This is a genomic window from Streptomyces sp. NBC_00316 (assembly GCF_036158715.1).
Taxonomy (GTDB): Bacteria; Actinomycetota; Actinomycetes; order Streptomycetales; family Streptomycetaceae; genus Streptomyces.
Map to the genome: position 1 here is coordinate 907,942 of NZ_CP108023.1, position 17,693 is coordinate 925,634.

Below are 17,693 nucleotides of genomic sequence, written 5' to 3' on the forward strand. Positions count from 1 at the left end.
GAGGCCGCGTCGACCACGGCAACGACGAGGAACGGCGCCGCGTGCCCGATGCCGCAACGGTGGGTGAAGAAGACCGTGCCGATGATTCCGGCTGTCACGAAGGAGTACCGGAACACCTTGAGGCAGCGGCCGGAAGGCCTCCGGGCACGCCGACCGGCCGTCCCCCGTCCGGACCTGTCGGGCTGTGCATGTCGTGCGGTCGGCACGAGGCTGGAAGCCAGAGCAGTGGCGGGGCCGCGGACCCTGTGCGGCCGCCCCCACCGTCGAGTCGAGGAGAACCATGACTGACCAGCATGAGGAGAAAGAGCGCATCGTGGTCGGGGTGGACGGCTCGGACTCGTCGAAACAGGCCCTTCGCTGGGCCGTGCGACTGGCGGAACTCACCCATGGTGTGGTGGAGGCAGTGACCGCTTGGGACAACCCGCAGTTCCACGGCGCGCTCGGCTGGTTGCCCCCGTCGAGCAGCGACGAAGCGGCCCTGAAGGACCGGGCGCGCACAGAACTCACCCAAGCCGTGGAGGAAACCGTGGGAGCGCAGTCACCGGTGGACGTACGTATCGAGGTGCGCTACGGCACCGCCGCCGGTGTGCTGCTCGACGCTGCCCGTGACGCGGACCTGCTCGTCGTCGGCAGCCGAGGGCTCGGGGGCTTCGGCGGGCTGCTGCTCGGATCTGTCGCCCAGCACTGCACCCAGCACGCTCCCTGTCCGGTCGTCGTGGTCCGTGACAGAAAGGATTGAGCGTCCCACCGCTGGTCCGACGGAGATGACGTCGGACGCCGCCGGAACGGACAGTGATCAGCTTCCGGGCGGGCACATCTCATCGCACGTATTTCTTCGGCGCTGCGGAAGTGAGAGGCATGCACGATCCCGATCCCCCCTTCCGGCCGGTCCGCAGGCAGGACGGCTACCTGCCGCTGGAGGATCTCGGCCTCATCGGGGACGGCACGACGGCCGCGCTGGTCGGCCTGGACGGCTCCATCTCGTGGATGTGCCTTCCCCGGTTCGATGCCGAACCCCTCTTCTGCGGCTTGCTGGACCACGCACGAGGCGGGCATTTCACCCTGGCGCCGGAGGATCTGGTGGAGGCGCGACAGCGCTACGAACCCGACACCGGCGTACTGACAACCGAATTGCGCAGCCCCACCGGCCTGGTCCGCGTCTCCGATGCGCTGGCCGTGCGCTCCGGCGCCGACCTCGCTGATGACGCGCCGGCTGATCGGGCCGAACTTGTGCGTTCGGCGGTGGTGCTGGCCGGAGACGTCCGCCTGCGAGCGGACCTGGAGCCCCGTGGCGGTGGGCAGGCGCGGGCCTTGTTCAGCGGACTGGAAGTGCGGCCTTCCCGGCGGCCGGACCTGCGGCTCCACCTACGGTCCAACCGCCCCCTCAGCGGCCTGTGCAGCACACACGACCTGCAGCAGGGTGATCGCCTCGACCTCGTCCTGTCCTGGGGCCGCTTCCATCGCCACCACCGGTTCGACACCGACGCGATGCTGCGGGGAACCGCTGACGCGTGGCGCCGCTGGATGACGCACATGGACTACAGCGGTCCTGAGGAGCCCTTGGTCAGGCGCGCCGCGATCACGCTGAAAATGTGCGACGACTGGGCCAATGGCTCGCTGGTCGCGGCGCCCACGTCCTCCTTGCCCGCGCCGATCGGCGGCATCCGCAACTGGGACTACCGCTACGCCTGGATCCGCGATGCCGCCTACGCCGTGTTCGCCCTGCGCCGCATCGGCTTCCGTGGCGAGGCCGACGCCTTCCTCGGCTGGGTACTCGATGCCTTCGAGTACAGCGGACGGCCCCGGATCATGTACGGCCTCAACGGCACTCCGGTGCCGGACGAGGCCGAGGACGGCGAGTTGGAAGGCTACCGGCGCTCTGCCCCGGTGCGATGGGGCAATGGCGCGACCGACCAGCGCCAGCACGACGTCTACGGTGAGATCCTCGACTGCGCCGATCAGTGGCTGCTCTCCGGCGGTGAGATCCAGCCCGCGCTGTGGACCAGCCTGGCCGGGCTGGCAGACGCCGCGGGGCAGGCCTGGCACCTGCCCGACCAGGGAATCTGGGAGGTGCGCAGCGAAGGCCGGGCGTTCACGTACTCGGCCGGGATGTGCCAGGTCGCCCTGGACCGGGCCGCGGCGATCGGGGAACGGCTCAGCCTGCCCGGGCGGATCGCCGAGTGGCGTGACTCGGCCGACCGGTTGCGCCGGCTCATCCTGGAGCAGTCCTGGGACGAGGACGCCCAGACCCTGAGCGCGCACCTGGACGGCGGCGGCGCTCTGGACGCGAGCCTGCTCGCACTTCCTCTGCGCCGGGTCGTACCGGCTGATCACCCGCGGATGGTGGCGACCACCACGGCGATCGCCGAGCGTCTGTCGGCCGGCGACGGGCTGCTCTACCGCTACCTGCACACGGAGTCACCCGATGGTCTGGCAGGCGACGAGGGTGCCTTCGTGCTGTGCAGTTTCTGGCTGGTCGACAACCTGATCGGACAGGGCCGGATCGAGGAGGCGACCGAACTCTATGCCTCGTTGTGTGCCCGGGCGAGCCCGCTGGGACTGCTGTCGGAACAGATCGATCCGTCCACAGGAGCGTTCATCGGCAACTTCCCTCAGGCATTCAGCCACATCGGGATCATCGCCTCGGGCGTCAACCTCGCCCGGGCGAAGGCGGGTGCTCGGACATGATCAACCGACTCGCCGTCTCGGGGCGACAGGCGACCTCACCGCCCGATTCCTGCTGCCGGCGCTGGCAGCCCTGCGGGCGGCAGGACACCTGGGCGACCTCTTTCAGCTGACCGGCGCAAGCAGGGACGACTGGGACGACGATCGGTACCGCGCGTGGATCGCCGACCGGCTCGACCGTCATGGCGGACCCTGTCCTCAGGGCCGGCTACTACGACCACGTCTGGGCGCTCAAGGACATGGTCCAGAACCACCTTCTGCAACTGCTCTGCCGGTCGGCGGAGGATCGGTTCGGCCCAGGCGGCCACCGCGGCGTCGAGGGCCTGTTCCGGTACGACCTTCTGCAGGATCGACATGCTCTGGGCCTCGTGGGCGTCGAAGGCACGACCGGTGAGGACGAGTTCGCGTACGCGGGCCGCGCCGACTTCGCTGAGGAGACGGGGTAGCAGACCGCCCCAGGCGGTGGGCAGGCCGAGGGCGAGCTCGGGCAGCCGGAAGGTGGCGTTGTCGGCGCCGACGCGCAGATCACAGGCGAGCGCGAGGGCGAAGCCCGCGCCAATGGCTTTCCCCTGGACTTTCGCGATGGTGACGGCGGGGTTGCCGGTGAGTGCTTCGCAGCACGACGGGCTTTGGTACCGGAGGTGCGGATGCCGCTGCCGGTGGGGTCTTGGTCCAGGTGCTCGGCGATTTCGTTGCGGTCGCCGCCGAGGCAGAAGTCCGAGCCCGCGCCGGAGAGGACGATGAGCCGCAGGCCAGTATCCTGATGAACATCGTGAGGTAGCAGAGGACGTGTCCGCGGCCGCACCGTCGTCGGGGAATTGCCCGTCCCAGTGGTGTATCCAGTCGGAAAGGACGTCGTTGCCAGGGTTCGCTTTGTTGCCGCATCAGCTCGGTGGAGAAGCTGGGCAGTTCGAGGCTCGCCTCGGCGGACACCACCAGTTTGCTCTTGGTGGACAGCAGTTCCTGGGCGTGGAACTGGCGGTGCGTGAAATCCAGTATCTGAGCGTGGTGTTCGTCGGGGATGCCCAGCCAACGGCCGCCGGTGCGGATCGGCAACTGCACGCCGACGGTGGTGACGAAGTCGGCCTCACCGTCCGTGTGGAGCCGGCAGTCCAGGTCGTCGAGGAGCCGTGTGACGTGTTCTTCGACTTGGGGCCAGCCCCACCTCTTTCAGATCGCCATATCACGGCACCACAGCGGATGGCGGACAGCGGTTGCATCGCAACAGCTCCAAGTGGGCACCTACCACGCCTGACGGGGTTTCAATCGTGTTTATGATCATGCCCAGTTGAACGATCAAATGAACTACCGTACCGGAACGTGACCTCTCAACTCCCCTGTGACCAGGACCTCTCGATCGCTACAGATCTTACGCGAACCCTTTTCGGAGATCAGTTCGAAAAGGTTCATGAGCCATGGCGCAAACTCTTCGGCACCGACGCGTTCCGCTTTCAGGAAGGTCTGGCCCCGGAGGAGCGAGCGGCCCTCTCCTATCAGCGGCTGCGGCTGATCAACGAGTCTCTCGACAGCCCGGAACAGTTGGTGCTGGATGTGGAGCGGCTCACCGCTCTGCACGAGTGGGTCGGTCCCGTGGACGCGGGCCTGGGAACCGTCGCCAGCATCCACTACAACCTGTTCCTCGGGAGCCTCCTCGACCACGACGGCGACCAGCGGAACCTGCGGGCATTCACGAGCATGGAGCGCACGGGAACCTTCCTGTGCACCGAGGCGGGCCATGGAAACTCCTCCTCCCAGTTGGAGACCACGGCCACCTATGACCCAGTGAGCCGCACCTTCGACCTGCTCACGCCCACACCTGCGGCACGGAAGTTCATGCCCAACACCAGCTCCACCGGCGGTCCCAAGACTGCCGTCGTAGCCGCGCGCCTGATCACCGACGACGGCACGGACCGCGGGGTGTTCCTGTTTCTCACCCCGCTCAGCGACGCGCTCGGGGATCCTCTGCCCGGCGTGCGGATACGAAGACTGCCGCAGACCGCGACGGCCCCCGTCGATCACTGCACGACGATCTTCGAGCACGTACGGCTGCCCTACGATGCGCTGCTTCAGGCCGACCACGGGCGCCTCGCCCCGGACGGCGCATTCACCAGCACCATCGGCAGTCCCCGCAAGCGTTTCCTCAGCAGTATCGGCCGCGTCACGACTGGCAAACTCTGCATGAGCGCCTACAGCCTGGGCGTCGCACGCCACGCCGTCACCGTCGCTGTGCGCCACGCCCACACCCGCCACACCGTCGGTGTCACGGCGCGGGGAACGGTCCCGCTGTTCGCATACCGCAGCCACCACACCCCTCTCCTCGACGCCCTCGCCACCACTTACGCCGCGACCCTCCTGCACCGCATCGCGGTACAGCAATGGGCACAGACCACGGACGTCAGCTGCGAGGACGCCGAGCGCCTGGCCGCCATCGCGAAGGGATGGATCACCTGGCGCGTCCGCGAGGTCATGACCGAGTGCCGCGAGCGCTGCGGCGCGCAAGGCCTGTTCCTCGCCAACGGCATCACCGGCCAGCTCGCCGCGAACGAGGGCACGATCACCGCAGAGGGTGACAACCTTGTCATCTGGGTCAAGGCGGCCGGGGAGCTGCTTCTGGGCCACTTCACACCGAGCCAGCCCAGCGACATCCCCCCTGCGGACCGCGAGCTCACTGACGCCGCCTTCCTCCAGGACCTCCTCACCGATATCGAACGGATCTGGCACCACCGCGCCCGCACCCGCCTGCGTACAGCCGAGCCCGGCAACCCCCTCAACCGGTGGAACCAGACCGTCACGCCCGCCCTTGAACTCGTCGACTCCCACGCTTACCGCCTGGCCGCCGACGCCCTGCTGGCCGCGGCCGGGCAGGCCAGCGGTTCCAGGGCCGGTGATCTCCTGTACGGCCTGCACCGGCTGTTCACCCTGCGCCGCGTCGCCGCCCAGAGCGGGGACCTCCTCGCGGAAGGGCGGCTCACGGCCGACCAGGTCAGGCAGCTCCCCGACGCGACCGAGGCGGCCATCGCCACTCTTGCGCCGCACGCACTGACCCTCGCCGCCGGCTTCGGCGTCTCGGAAGACGTCCTACTCGACCACCCCATCACTACGAAAGGCACTGGCCAGTTGGTGTCCTAGGTGTGTTGTCTCAGGAGGTTGGTTCCACGCCATCGTCGAACGTGAGGTGCTGTGGGAGGGTGTCGGTTTCGGCCGAATCACTCCGCACCGCCGAATCATTGGTCCCGGAGTGATCCAACCATCTCGAAGATCATTTCATTAGGAGTTCTTAGGCTTATGCGGAACCGCTACCGCCGGAATCTCCCCTTCCTGCTCCCCCATGCGCGGCGGAGTATTGCTCCTGCCACATGCCCGTGCACTAAACACGGAACAGGTCGAGGAAGGTGCTCCACAGGGTCTTCTTCGCCTGCGGCCTCGCCTGCGGAGGCGTGGAAGCGGACAGCCTGGCCTGGTCGACCGCCGCGGGGCGCACTGCTTCATGGCTGACGGTGGCGGCAACTCGCGTGGCCGGGGTGGGGTTGAAGGTCACCGGCAGGGTGACCAGGGCCCGGTGGAAGGGGCCCGGGCGCCACTGCAGGCTGCGCTCGGGGACCGCGAGCTTCACGTCGGGCAGCGAGTTGAGGATCCTCTCGATCGCGGTGACGGCGATGAGCCGGGCCGGGGACTTGGCAGGACAGGCATGAGTGCCGGCGCCCCACGCCAGGTGGGCGCCCATGCTCCGTGACCGACGCGCTTCGGCAAGGCTGGGGTCGCTGTTGGCGGCGGCGAAGCTGATGACGAGTGGAGTGTTCGCATGGACGACGACCCCGCCGAGATCGACGTCCTGGAGCGGGAAGTGCGTGGCGTAGTTGGCGATGGGTGGGTTGTTCCACAGGACGTTGTCGATGGCGTCGTCGATGAGCATGCTGGCGCCGCCTGCCGGAGATTCGTCCGACAGCAGCAAAAGCAGGGCGCTGCCGATGAGATTGCGCTCGGGTTCGAGGCCGGCGCCCATCAGCATGACCAACTGGTCCTTGAGTTCCTCGTCGCGCAGGCCGGCTGGGTGCTGGATAAGCCACGTCGTTATGTCGTCGCCCGGTTCGCGCCGCTTGAGCGACACCAACTCCATGAGACAGGCCGTGATTTCTTCGCTGGCGCGCAGCGCGTCCTGGCCGTCGAACATGGCGGCCATCGACCGTGTGAGGCGGTCGCCGATGCCGGCCGGGCAGCCGAAGAGCTTGTTGAACAGCAGCAGCGGAAGCAGCTTCGCGTACTCGTTGAGAAGGTCGGCAGTGCCGCGTTCGCTGAACTGGTCGACGAGGTAGTCGGTGATCTGCTCGACATCACGCGCAATGCGGGTGAGGTTGAGCCGGTCGAGGCTCTCGGTGACGGCCTTGCGCAGTCTCAGGTGCTCGGTGCCGTCCGTGAACAGGCAGTTGGGCCGGTGGATCATCATGGGGAGCACGGGGCTGTCGAGGGCTATCCGGCCCTCGTTGAGGGCGGCCCAGCGGCGGGAGTCACGGGCGAAGACCGTGGGGCTCTGCAGCACCCGCAGCGCCGTCTCGTGCGCGGTGACCAGCGTGGCGTCCACACCGGGGGCGAGTTCGACGGGTGCGGCCGGACCGTGCTTCCGCAGCTGGTCGTAGATCCGGTTGGGGTCGGCGGCAAAGTCCTGCCCGTGCATGGGGCACCTTGCCGGCACGCCTGGTGCGGCGTCCGCTTGCTGAAAGTCCATGAGTTGGTCCTTATGAGGGCCCGGGTGCCTGACAGCCCGGGATGGCGGGGACGGGGTGGGGTTCAAGCCGCGCGGGTCAGCAGGTGCCGGACGAGCGCGATCAGGGCCTCGGCGGACGACGCCTGGTCCCGGGCGTCGCAGTACACGACCGGGGTGTCGGGGAGCAGGTCCAGTGCTTCGCGGATCTCACGCTCCGGGTACTGGCCTTGCGGGCCGAAGCTGTTGACCGCGATGGCGAATTCGAGGCCGTGCTTCTCGACGAGGTCGATGACGGGGAACGTCTCGGCGAGACGGGACGGGTCCACCAGAAGCAGCGCACCGAGCGCTCCGTGCGTCATGTCCTCCCACACCTGTACGAAGCGGTGCTGGCCCGGCGTGCCGAAGAGGTAGAGCACGAGTTCGTCGCTCAGGGTGAGGCGGCCGAAGTCCAGGGCGACGGTGGTCGTCTCCTTGTCCGGCGCGCCTTTCAGATCGTCATGGTCGACCGAAGCCTGCGTCATCTTCTCTTCGGTGCGCAGCGGGGGGATCTCCGAGAGGCTGCCGATGAACGTCGTCTTGCCCACGGCGAAGTGCCCGACAACGAGGATCTTGGCGGCGGTGGTCACCGCATCCGACACGTAGACGTTGTCAGGCGAAGCGCCTTTGGAGTCCATGCAACACCCCTTCGAGGATTGTTCTGTCGACGGCCTGGGCGGGTGGCGGCGCGGCACGGCGCAGCAGATGACCTTGTTCGAATAAATCGGTCAGCAGGAGTCTCGCGACGCCTACGGGCAGGCCCAGATGGCCGGCCACCTCGGCCACGGAGAGGTAGCCCCCCGAGCACAGCTCCCAGATGGCGCGCACCTCGGGGCTGGCCTGCGGGGGCAGTTCCCGGTCGGGGGCCAGCATGACCAGAGTGAGCAGTGACATCTCCTCCGCAGAGGGGAGCCGCCGGCCGCCGGTGATGACGTACGAGCGGACGAAGTCGCTGGTGACCGAGTTCTCCTCGGAGGGGGTCATCCCTCGATACCGGTGTTCTCACGCGGGGGCGCCGTCATCGCCTTGCCCAGCGCGGTCACCTGCTGCTGCATGCGGAAACTCATGGCTTCCATGTCGACGTCCGGGGCTGCGGCGGCAGCCATGTACGCGCCGCTTCCCGCGGCGATCACGAAGATCCAGCCGTGCTCGTATTCGAGCAGCGTCTGCCGCCACTTGCCGTTGCCGGAGCCTCCCGCGAAGGGGGCTATCGCGCGGCTCAGGGACTGCATCGAGCTCACCGCGGCGGCATAGGTCTCCGCAGCGTCACGGGTGATGTCGGTGGAACGCTCCAGCAGCAGGCCGTCGGCCGATACGAGAATCGCGTGCCGCGCACCGTTCACCTGCAGCACGTCGTTCAGCACCCACGACAGATCGGGATTCACTGGTTCTGAGGTCCTTCCGTGGTCGTTTCCCGCCCTGACTGCGTTCCGCGCTGGAACGCCCCGATGGCCCCGATGCGTGAGGCCGTCACCTCGCCGCTGAATGCCGGCTCCGAATCCGGTTCGGGCTCCGAACGGACCACCTCCACCGGCCTGCGACGCCGCTTGGGCAGGCCGCCCGCCGTCGTCCCGATCGGGCCCGAGGGCGCCGTGGGGGCCGTCGCGTCCGGCCGGTCCGAGGTCACGGCGTCCGCGTCGGCCATGTTGTCCTCCGTATCGGTCCTGACTACAGGCTCGGGCACATCCGTGGTGAGCAGGGCTTCCGGAAGGAGGATCACGGCACGTACGCCGCCGTAGGGAGAGACGGAGTCGACGGAGACCTTGAAGCCGTAGCGGGCGGCAAGCAGTCCGGCGACGGCGAACCCGAACCTGGGCGGGTTGCCGAGGCTGGTGATGTCGACCGGTGCCTGCGGCGACAGCAGGGTGGCTGCGCGGTCCTTCTCCTCCTGGCTCATTCCGAGGCCGTAGTCGTCCACGATCAGGCAGACACCGGCCGGGACGGCTTGAATGCTGATTTCGACGGGTGTGTCGGGCCGGGAGGAGTTCGTGGCGTTGGCCAGCAGCTCGGCCAGTACCACCGCTACCGGTTCGACGACCCTGCTGACGACCGAGAACGTCACCTGCGTGTGGATGCGGACCCGGTCGAAGTGACGGATACGGCCCTGAGCACTGCGGGCCACGTCGTACACGGAGGCGATGCCCTCGCGCCGCCCCAGCCAGCCGCCGCACAGCACGGCGATGCCTTGGGCACGGCGGCTGAACTGGGAGTTGGTGTGGTCGACCAGCATCAGGTCGGCCAGGACGTCCGAGTTGTCGCCGTGCTTGCCCTGCATCTGGGCTATGAAGCGCTGCTGGTCGTCGGCAAGCACCTGCAGCGTCCGCATCGCCGCTTTGAGGACCGCCTTGGTCTCCTCCGCCGCGTCCTGGCGCACCTCCGCAAGTTCGGCGGCGTGCCGGTTCTGCATGCCGAGGTCCTCGGCGGCGAGGCGATGGCGCTCTCGCTCCGCGGCTTCGAGGCCGCTTTCGAGGGCGGCGCTCTTCTTGCGGAGCGCCATGTTGGTTCTCCGTGCGCGCAACACCAATGCGGTGCCGGCGAGGAGCACAACTAGCAAGATCCACAAAAGTGGATCACTGATCAATGACGTCATGAGACTCTCTTCAAGTCGCATCACGACGGCAGCGGTTGTCAATCCGATGACCCGGCGGTGGACCGGCGGACCAAACAACCACTCCCTCGCGATGGGGCCCCGGAGACTGTCTCCCCCGTGCGCGCATGACGCGCCGTCAGCCTACTGGATTTTATGATCATTTTAGCAGTACTGGAGGGCGCCAATCCCCTTGCTTGAGCCGTTACTTGGGAATACCTGCACAGGGCACGAAGCGGACAAGACCGCGATCCTTCCCATATGAACGCACCATGGTCCTGAATCTGCGGTGAAGGGTGGGGCGCCGAGCACGGCACAGACCGGGAGCCCGCAACGGCGGCAGGGCGCCTGCACCCCTCGCCCCCTCGAAGCAGGCTTTCGGGTCGCGCACCCGACGCGAAAACCGGGCCGCCGGCAGGCTGTTCATCACCGGAGAAGCCGGAACGGCCCGTCGGACGAACCGACAGACCGTCACGAAAAGTGTCAGGAATCGAACGTGGCACGCAGCATCGGAGTCGCAGCAAACCCCCTGTGCACTCAGGAGTGGGAGGACCCGATGCACGGCCTCGGACACCGGCTCATGTCCGCGTGGGTCCCGCACCTCTCGTCGCCGGCCTCCCGCATGCGCGGGTCCGTCGACGTACTCCGGTCGTACGGGTCGACCTCGGGGCACACGACGGTGCACGCGGCGTCGTCGCTTCCCGCTGCAGCACGTACGACCGGATAGATGTACGTGACATCGGTGGTCGTCTCGACCGCACCGAGCTCATCTTCCCGGTACGTGATCCGTCCTCGTGTCCTGACCACGTTCCCGACAAGCCGCACCGCACCTTCGCCTTCTCGGAACGGCTGGGCCTCGATGCGGTCGGCGCACACGCGCGGAGCCGCGAGGACGGTGCTTCGTCCCGCTGCCCGCGGGACATCGCCGAACGGTACGAGTCCGGAGCAAGTGGCCGTCGGACTGCGGACGTCCAGGCCGGCCGCTGCCGGCCGACCTGGACGTCATGATCAGACGAGGTCGAACCGGTCGAGGTTCATCACCTTGTTCCACGCCGCGACGAAGTCGTTCACGAACTTCTCCTTCGCGTCATCGCTCGCATAGACCTCCGCGAGCGCGCGCAGCTCCGAGTTCGACCCGAAGACGAGGTCGGCGCGGCTGCCGGTCCACTTGACCTCGCCGGTCGCCACGTCGCGGCCCTCGAACGTGCTCTGGTCCTCGGACGTCGCCTTCCACGTCGTCCCCAGGTCGAGCAGGTTGGCGAAGAAGTCGTTGGTCAGCGACCCGGGGGTGGTGGTGAGGACGCCGAGCGGCGACTGCTGGTAGTTCGCGCCCAGGACACGGAGGCCACCGACGAGGACCGTCATCTCGGGCGCGCTCAGGGTCAGCAGGTTCGCCCGGTCGATCAGCAGGTACTCGGCCGGCAGCCGGTGGCCCTTCCCGAGGTGGTTGCGGAACCCGTCGGCAGCCGGCTCGAGCGCGGCGAACGACTCCACGTCGGTCTGCTCCTGCGACGCGTCCACGCGGCCCGGTGTGAAGGGGACCTCGACGTCGAAGCCGGCGTCCTTGGCGGCCTGCTCGACAGCCGCACCACCGGCGAGCACGATCAGGTCGGCGAGCGAGACCTGCTTACCGCCGGTCCCGGCAGCGTTGAAGGACTCCTGGATCCCCACCAGAGTGCGCAGCACCGTCGCCAGCTGGTCGGGGTCGTTGACCTCCCACCCGCTCTGCGGCTGGAGGCGGATGCGCGCACCGTTGGCGCCGCCGCGCTTGTCGCTGCCGCGGAAGGACGAGGCCGATGCCCACGCGGTGGACACGAGCTGGGACACCGACAGGTCCGAAGCGAGGATCCGGCTCTTGAGGGAGGCGATGTCCTCGGCGTCGATGAGCTCGTGCGTCACCTCGGGAAGGGGGTCCTGCCACAGCAGCGTCTCGGCCGGGACCTCCGGGCCGAGGTAGCGCACGATCGGGCCCATGTCGCGGTGGGTCAGCTTGAACCACGCCCGGGCGAAGGCGTCCGCGAACTCGTCGGGGTTCTCGAGGAAGCGTCGCGAGATCTGCTCGTAGGCCGGGTCGACCCGGAGCGAGAGATCGGTCGTCAGCATCGTCGGGGCGTGGCTCTTCGACGGGTCGTGGGCGTCGGGAACGGTGCCCGCCCCTGCGCTGTCCTTCGGCCGCCACTGGTTCGCACCGGCGGGGCTCTGGAACAGCTCCCACTCGTAGCCGAACAGGATCTCGAAGAAGCTGTTGTCCCAGGTAACCGGGGTGTTCGTCCAGATGCCCTCGAGACCGCTGGTGATGGCGTCGCCGCCCTTGCCGGTGCCGAAGGAGCTCTTCCAGCCGAGGCCCTGCTCCTCGAGCGAGGCGCCCTCGGGGTCGGCTCCGACGTGGTCCGCCGGCCCCGCGCCATGCGTCTTGCCGAAGGTGTGACCACCCGCGATCAGCGCGACCGTCTCCTCGTCGTTCATCGCCATCCGGCGGAACGTCTCCCGGATGTCACGGGCCGCGGCGAGCGGGTCCGGGTTGCCGTTCGGGCCCTCCGGGTTGACGTAGATGAGGCCCATCTGGACCGCGCCGAGGGGGCTCTCCAGCTCACGGTCGCCGGTGTAGCGCTCGTCGCCGAGCCAGGTGGTCTCGGGGCCCCAGTAGACGTCCTCGTCGGGCTCCCACACGTCCGCGCGGCCGCCGGCGAAGCCGAAGGTCTTGAAGCCCATCGACTCCAGGGCGACATTGCCGGTGAGGATCATGAGGTCGGCCCACGAGATGCTCTGGCCGTACTTCTTCTTGACCGGCCACAGCAGGCGGCGGGCCTTGTCGAGGTTCCCGTTGTCCGGCCAGCTGTTGAGAGGGGCGAAGCGCTGCTGCCCGGCCCCGGCGCCGCCGCGGCCGTCACTGATCCGGTAGGTGCCCGCGCTGTGCCACGCCATCCGGATCATGAACGGGCCGTAGTTGCCGAAGTCGGCCGGCCACCAGTCCTGCGAGTCTGTCAGCACCTCCGCGATGTCCCGCTTCACGGCTGCGAGGTCAAGGGACTCGAACGCCTCGGCGTAGTCGAACTCCTCGCCGAGCGGGTTGGCCACGGCAGGGTTCTTGGCCAGGATCTTCAGGTTGAGCCGATCCGGCCACCACTGGCGGTTTCCGCCGCCCTGAGTCGGGTGCGGCGCACGCCCGTGCGCGACCGGGCAGCCACCTCCGCCCTCCGTCTTCGCGTCTACGACGATTGCATCATGGTTCTCGGACATGGGAATCCTTCCGGGCTGGGCGGATCACGGTGCTCAGGCACTGCGGGCGGTGGAACAGCGGTGGAACAGTCGAGGCCCAGGCCCAAAAGATGGCCTGGCCTCGTCGATCGGGATGCCGCGGTCGTCGGACACGTGCGGGCAGAAGCCTCGCTGGCCGCACAGTCGGCGTCCGCGACGGCTCCGCACAACCGGCATGCGGCATGGTGGTGGCCGTCCCCGACTCCCCCTCGAACCGGGCCGGGCTGCCGCCCGGTTCGATGCGGCGTACGACTCGCGCCGCGGTGAGTGCGTGGGGGCCACACGCACATCGCGAAGGGAGACATCGCCCTCGCGATCGCGTGCCACGAGGGCGATCGCCTCGACACCGAAGCGGTCACCGTCCGGGACTGTCTCGAGCAGCGCAACGCGGGCGGCCCTCACCTGTAGGCCGGCACCGCACAGCGCCCCGGCAGTGGTCCCATCACGTTTCTGTCTCCTGCCGTAATGGAGTCTTCCTGTCCCTTGGCCATCACCGGAACCGATCCTACGATGGACAGAGTCTTAGTCAAGAAGAGCGCCAGACCCATATCCGATCGGAACCCGGACACCGACTGGTAAATTTCGGGCACCCACCGAACCTGAAAAGGTGAGTCGATATGAGTGACCTGCTGGAGCGACTACGTGGGCATGGCTGGCGGATGACCTCTCAGCGACGTGTCGTTGCTGAGGTCCTGGACGGCGACCACATGCATCTCACGGCCGACGAGGTGCACGCCCGCGCGGCGCAGCGGCTGCCCGAGATCTCCCGGGCGACCGTCTACAACACCCTGGGCGAGATGGTCTCCCTCGGTGAGGTCATGGAGGTCTCCACCGACGGCCGTGCCAAGCGCTACGACCCCAACGCACACCGCCCGCACCAGCACCTGGTGTGCTCCGGCTGCGGCACCATCCGCGACGTCCACCCGACCGGCGATCCGCTGGCCGACCTCCCGACGGTCGAACGGTTCGGCTTCACGGTGTCCGAGGCCGAGGTCACCTACCGCGGACTGTGCCCGACCTGCGCCTGAGGATCGTCCTGCAGCTGCCGGTCAGTCCCATGGCGAAGACGTGAACCGGGGTGGTCGCCGCGCATGCGCTGCGGTGCTGTCCCCGTATCCGAGCCTGACGGACCTGCGGTCCGCCGGGATCAGAGAGCGATCCCCCGGGCCGGTCGGCAGGCATGACGGCTCCGTGGCGCCCTGCCGGCCCCATGGAGCCGGGCCCGGTCCGGGAGCAGGGCCGGCATACCCAGCCCCTCGACTGCCCGAACAGCCGCTCTTCGCTGCACTGCCTCACGACTTCTGACGCCGTCTCTCCTCCCCCTGGTCCGGCTCATGGCCGTCCTGCTCCGACGCAGTCGTCGGCCCGGGCCGAGTCGGCCATCGAGGCCCGCCGAACCGGCAGCCCTCAAAGCCCGGGCCCATCGCTGCGCCGTGACGGCGACGAGAACGACGGCTGTCGGGCGCCCCGTCACAGCTCCCTCCCGGATCAGGCACACGCCACTCGTCTGCAGTAGGGCGAGACCCGATGGGCGGGATCGGCAGGATCGCGGGTGAGGGAGGGATCGGGCGGCGAAGGCGCCGCGCGCACCCGACACCACGCTCCAGCAGGGGGAATCCCCTTGGCGCCGTCGAGCGCCACTGCCGCGACGGCGTGATCGAGTTCGAGTGGCAGCCCGACGGTGGACAGCTGAGACTGGGGCAACGGTTTGGAACCGGACAACAGATTCCGGCCTCATGACTTCCGGACTCTCGATCCGGCCGTCGAACGGCGCACGTACGGGGCGCCGCACGTCATGGCCGACGCTGCTCGAAAGTTCCTCAAGGAGCTCGCATGGAGGAGAAGTCCCTCGAAGTCCTGACGCCCGGGCCGGATGAATCCGCGATCGGTACGCGCGGGTACTCCGTCCCGGACACCGGCATCGAGAGAGATCTCGCCGAGGTGCTGGCTGAGGTGATGGACGTCGAACGGGTATCGGTCGACGGCCATTTCTTCGACGACCTCGGCGCCAACTCGTTGGTGATGGCCCATTTCTGTGCACGGATCAGAAAGCGGTCCGACCTCCCATCGGCGTCGATGAAGGACATCTACCGGCACCCGACGATCCGAAGCCTGGCGACGGGGCTCGTGGACACCGCGCCCGCCCCTGCCGAGTCGCCGGCCCCGGCGCCGACGGAGGTGGTGACCCCGGCCGGAACGGCGCAGTACGTCCTCTGCGGAACGCTGCAGTTCCTGCTTTTCCTGGGCTATTCCTTCCTCGCCGCCCTGGTTGCCGACCGAGGCTTTGCATGGGTCTCCGCCGGCTCGGATGTGGTCGACATCTACCTGCGATCGTTCGTCTTCGGCGGCATGGGCTTCGTCGGTCTGTGCACCTTCCCGATCGTGGCCAAATGGCTCCTCATCGGCCGGTGGAAAGCACGCGAGTTCCCGGTCTGGGGTCTGACGTATCTGCGCTTCTGGACCATCAAGGTGCTGATCCACGCCAACCCGATGGTCTTCTTCGTCGGCAATCCGCTGTACGTGCTCTACCTGCGGGCCCTGGGCGCACGGATCGGCAAGGGGGTCACGATCCTCTCCCGCAACGTTCCGGTCTGCACCGACCTGCTCACGATCGGCGCCGGCACGGTGATCCGCAAAGACTCGTTCTTCCTCTGCTACCGGGCGCACGCCGGCCGTATCCAGACCGGCCGGGTCACCCTTGGCCGGGACGTGTTCATCGGCGAGAAGACCGTGCTCGACATCGACACGACGATGGGCGACGGGGCGCAACTCGGCCATACGTCGACGCTGTACAGCGGCCAGGTGGTCCCGGACGGCCAACGCCGGCACGGATCTCCCGCACAGCCCACGGAGCACGACTATCTGAGGATCGAGCCGACCCCGTGCGGCACGCTGCGCCGGGCCGGCTTCGGCCTCGCCACCGTGCTCCAGTTGTTCTTCCTCTACGTACCGCTGGCTGTCGGCGGAGCGTACATGCTGGTGACACTGGTTCCGGCGCTGAACAACCGGCTGGACCCGGGCACAACGGGGTTCACCTCGCCGGATCTCTACATCGACGCGCTGATCCTTTCCTTCGTGCTGTTCTTCGGTTTCGTCGTCGTGGGCCTGGCCGTGCTGTTCACCGTTCCGCGCCTGCTGAACCTGCTGGTCAAGCCGGACAAGGTCTATCCGCTGTACGGGTTTCACTACTCGACGCACCGGGCCATCGCGCGCATGACCAACATCAAGTTCTTCACATGGCTGTTCGGTGACAGCTCCGCCGTCGTCCACTACCTGCGCGGCCTCGGATACGACTTGTCCCGGGTCGAGCAGACCGGGTCGAACTTCGGCACGGAAGTACAGCACGAGACCCCGTATCTGTGCTCCGTCGGCAGCGGCACGATGGTCGCCGACGGGCTCTCCCTCATCAACGCCGACTACTCGAGCACGTCCTTCCGGGTGTCCCGGGCGTCGATCGGGCCGGACAACTTCCTCGGGAACAACATCGCCTATCCCTCAGGTGCCAGGACAGGTGCCAACTGCCTCCTTGCGACCAAGGTGATGATTCCGCTCGACGGCGAAGTACGTGAGGGGGTGGGCCTGCTCGGCTCGCCGTGCTTCGAGATCCCCCGGTCGGTCGAGCGCGACTCGCGGTTCGACCATCTCCGGACCGGCGACGAGTTGCACCGTCGTCTCGCCGCAAAGAACCGCTACAACATCCGCTCGATGGCCTTCTTCCTGCTCGTGCGGTGGCTGCACTTCTTCGTGCTCACGATGCTCGGCCTGGCGAACGTCGATCTCTACGACTCCTACGGGCATGTGCTGATCGCCGTGTTCCTGGTGTTCAGCCTCGGGTTCACCGCTGTGTACTTCGTGCTGGTGGAGCGCGGCATCGCGGCATTCCGCGCGCTGAGACCGCAGTTGTGTTCCATCTACGACCCGTACTTCTGGTGGCACGAACGCCTCTGGAAGGTGCCGGACTCGTACCTCAACGTCTTCAACGGCACGCCTTTCAAGAACGTGATCTGGCGGATGCTGGGAGTCCGGCTCGGCAGCAGGGTCTTCGACGACGGCTGCTATTTGACGGAGCGCATGCTCACCACCATCGGGAGCGATTGCACGCTCAACGCGGGGAGCAAGATCCAGTGCCACTCCCAGGAGGACGGCACCTTCAAGTCCGATCGCAGCACGCTCGCCGCCGGCTGCACCATCGGTGTGGGAGCCCACGTCCACTACGGCGTGACGATGGGCGAAGGCGCGGTACTCGCCCCCGACTCCTTCCTCATGAAAGGCGAGGAAGTCCCACAGCACGCACGGTGGGGAGGAAACCCCGCCACGGAGATGCGAGATGCCCCCTGTCGGCCCGAGGCACTGACGCGGAGCCGGTAGCAGCGCCGCCCTTGTCGGTGCTGACAGCACGGTGGCGACGGTGAACGGAGAGGGACG

The 17,693-nt window shown here is 67.7% G+C and carries 12 protein-coding genes and 5 pseudogenes; 8 read left to right on the forward strand and 9 right to left on the reverse strand.

Annotated elements, in window-relative coordinates; translation table 11 throughout:
• Positions 1–280: 280 nt before the first annotated feature.
• The 4 genes and pseudogenes from OG878_RS04175 to OG878_RS04190 all read left to right on the forward strand — a co-directional run.
• A complete protein-coding gene (locus OG878_RS04175; protein ID WP_328885483.1) occupies positions 281–739 on the forward strand; it encodes a universal stress protein in 459 nt (152 codons plus the stop codon).
• 119 nt (positions 740–858) lie between these two features.
• Positions 859–2,688, forward strand: a complete 1,830-nt coding sequence (locus tag OG878_RS04180) for a glycoside hydrolase family 15 protein (RefSeq protein ID WP_328885484.1) — start codon at positions 859–861, stop codon at positions 2,686–2,688.
• A pseudogene (locus tag OG878_RS04185) lies at positions 2,675–2,803 on the forward strand (hypothetical protein); the annotation flags it as partial. The gene OG878_RS04180 and the pseudogene OG878_RS04185, both read left to right, overlap by 14 nt.
• Before the next feature lie 64 nt (positions 2,804–2,867).
• Positions 2,868–2,927, forward strand: a pseudogene (locus OG878_RS04190) (hypothetical protein); the annotation flags it as partial.
• Positions 2,928–2,942: 15 nt separating this feature from the next.
• On the opposite strand, the pseudogene OG878_RS04195 reads toward OG878_RS04190, so the two are convergent.
• Positions 2,943–3,490, reverse strand: a pseudogene (locus tag OG878_RS04195) (enoyl-CoA hydratase/isomerase family protein); the annotation flags it as partial.
• Positions 3,491–3,561: 71 nt separating this feature from the next.
• Here OG878_RS04195 and OG878_RS04200 point away from each other — a divergent pair.
• Together OG878_RS04200 and OG878_RS04205 are read left to right on the forward strand one after the other, a co-directional pair.
• Positions 3,562–3,963, forward strand: coding sequence for a hypothetical protein (locus OG878_RS04200; protein WP_328885485.1), 402 nt, complete (start codon positions 3,562–3,564; stop codon positions 3,961–3,963).
• A gap of 42 nt (positions 3,964–4,005) precedes the next feature.
• Positions 4,006–5,814, forward strand: a complete 1,809-nt coding sequence (locus OG878_RS04205; protein ID WP_443049054.1) for an acyl-CoA dehydrogenase family protein — start codon at positions 4,006–4,008, stop codon at positions 5,812–5,814.
• A 238-nt stretch (positions 5,815–6,052) separates the two neighbouring features.
• Here the strand turns inward: OG878_RS04205 and OG878_RS04210 are convergent, their stop codons facing one another.
• From OG878_RS04210 to OG878_RS04245, 8 genes and pseudogenes are all read right to left on the reverse strand, one after another.
• A complete protein-coding gene (locus OG878_RS04210; protein WP_328885486.1) occupies positions 6,053–7,357 on the reverse strand; it encodes a cytochrome P450 in 1,305 nt (434 codons plus the stop codon).
• 113 nt (positions 7,358–7,470) lie between these two features.
• Positions 7,471–8,061, reverse strand: coding sequence for a GTP-binding protein (locus tag OG878_RS04215; protein WP_328885487.1), 591 nt, complete (start codon positions 8,059–8,061; stop codon positions 7,471–7,473).
• Positions 8,036–8,407, reverse strand: a complete 372-nt coding sequence (locus tag OG878_RS04220; RefSeq protein ID WP_328885488.1) for a DUF742 domain-containing protein — start codon at positions 8,405–8,407, stop codon at positions 8,036–8,038. The genes OG878_RS04215 and OG878_RS04220 overlap by 26 nt, the downstream gene beginning before the upstream one ends.
• A complete protein-coding gene (locus OG878_RS04225; protein WP_328885489.1) occupies positions 8,404–8,808 on the reverse strand; it encodes a roadblock/LC7 domain-containing protein in 405 nt (134 codons plus the stop codon). The genes OG878_RS04220 and OG878_RS04225 overlap by 4 nt, the downstream gene beginning before the upstream one ends.
• A complete protein-coding gene (locus OG878_RS04230; RefSeq protein ID WP_328885490.1) occupies positions 8,805–10,013 on the reverse strand; it encodes an ATP-binding protein in 1,209 nt (402 codons plus the stop codon). The genes OG878_RS04225 and OG878_RS04230 overlap by 4 nt, the downstream gene beginning before the upstream one ends.
• 534 nt (positions 10,014–10,547) lie before the next feature.
• Positions 10,548–10,835: pseudogene (locus OG878_RS04235) on the reverse strand (hypothetical protein); the annotation flags it as partial.
• Between the two features lie 183 nt (positions 10,836–11,018).
• The gene (gene katG, locus OG878_RS04240; protein ID WP_328885491.1) at positions 11,019–13,250 is read right to left on the reverse strand and encodes a catalase/peroxidase HPI; all 2,232 of its coding nucleotides are present in this window, start codon (positions 13,248–13,250) and stop codon (positions 11,019–11,021) included.
• Positions 13,220–13,691, reverse strand: a pseudogene (locus OG878_RS04245) (Fur family transcriptional regulator). The gene katG and the pseudogene OG878_RS04245 overlap by 31 nt, the downstream one beginning before the upstream one ends.
• 194 nt (positions 13,692–13,885) lie before the next feature.
• On the opposite strand from OG878_RS04245, the gene OG878_RS04250 reads away from it, so the two are divergent.
• Positions 13,886–14,296, forward strand: a complete 411-nt coding sequence (locus OG878_RS04250; RefSeq protein ID WP_328885492.1) for a Fur family transcriptional regulator — start codon at positions 13,886–13,888, stop codon at positions 14,294–14,296.
• An 805-nt stretch (positions 14,297–15,101) separates the two neighbouring features.
• Positions 15,102–17,636 (forward strand): Pls/PosA family non-ribosomal peptide synthetase, encoded by a 2,535-nt coding sequence (locus tag OG878_RS04255; protein WP_328885493.1) that lies wholly within the window; start codon positions 15,102–15,104, stop codon positions 17,634–17,636.
• The last annotated feature ends 57 nt before the right edge of the window (positions 17,637–17,693 follow it).

Coding starts and splice junctions, on each gene's coding strand:
- OG878_RS04255 (WP_328885493.1), top strand. CDS start 15,102: ATGGAGGAGAAGTCCCTCGAAGTCCTGACGCCCGGGCCGGATGAATCC.
- OG878_RS04210 (WP_328885486.1), bottom strand. CDS start 7,357: ATGCACGGGCAGGACTTTGCCGCCGACCCCAACCGGATCTACGACCAG.
- OG878_RS04220 (WP_328885488.1), bottom strand. CDS start 8,407: ATGACCCCCTCCGAGGAGAACTCGGTCACCAGCGACTTCGTCCGCTCG.
- OG878_RS04230 (WP_328885490.1), bottom strand. CDS start 10,013: ATGACGTCATTGATCAGTGATCCACTTTTGTGGATCTTGCTAGTTGTG.
- katG (WP_328885491.1), bottom strand. CDS start 13,250: ATGTCCGAGAACCATGATGCAATCGTCGTAGACGCGAAGACGGAGGGC.
- OG878_RS04215 (WP_328885487.1), bottom strand. CDS start 8,061: ATGGACTCCAAAGGCGCTTCGCCTGACAACGTCTACGTGTCGGATGCG.
- OG878_RS04180 (WP_328885484.1), top strand. CDS start 859: ATGCACGATCCCGATCCCCCCTTCCGGCCGGTCCGCAGGCAGGACGGC.
- OG878_RS04250 (WP_328885492.1), top strand. CDS start 13,886: ATGAGTGACCTGCTGGAGCGACTACGTGGGCATGGCTGGCGGATGACC.
- OG878_RS04175 (WP_328885483.1), top strand. CDS start 281: ATGACTGACCAGCATGAGGAGAAAGAGCGCATCGTGGTCGGGGTGGAC.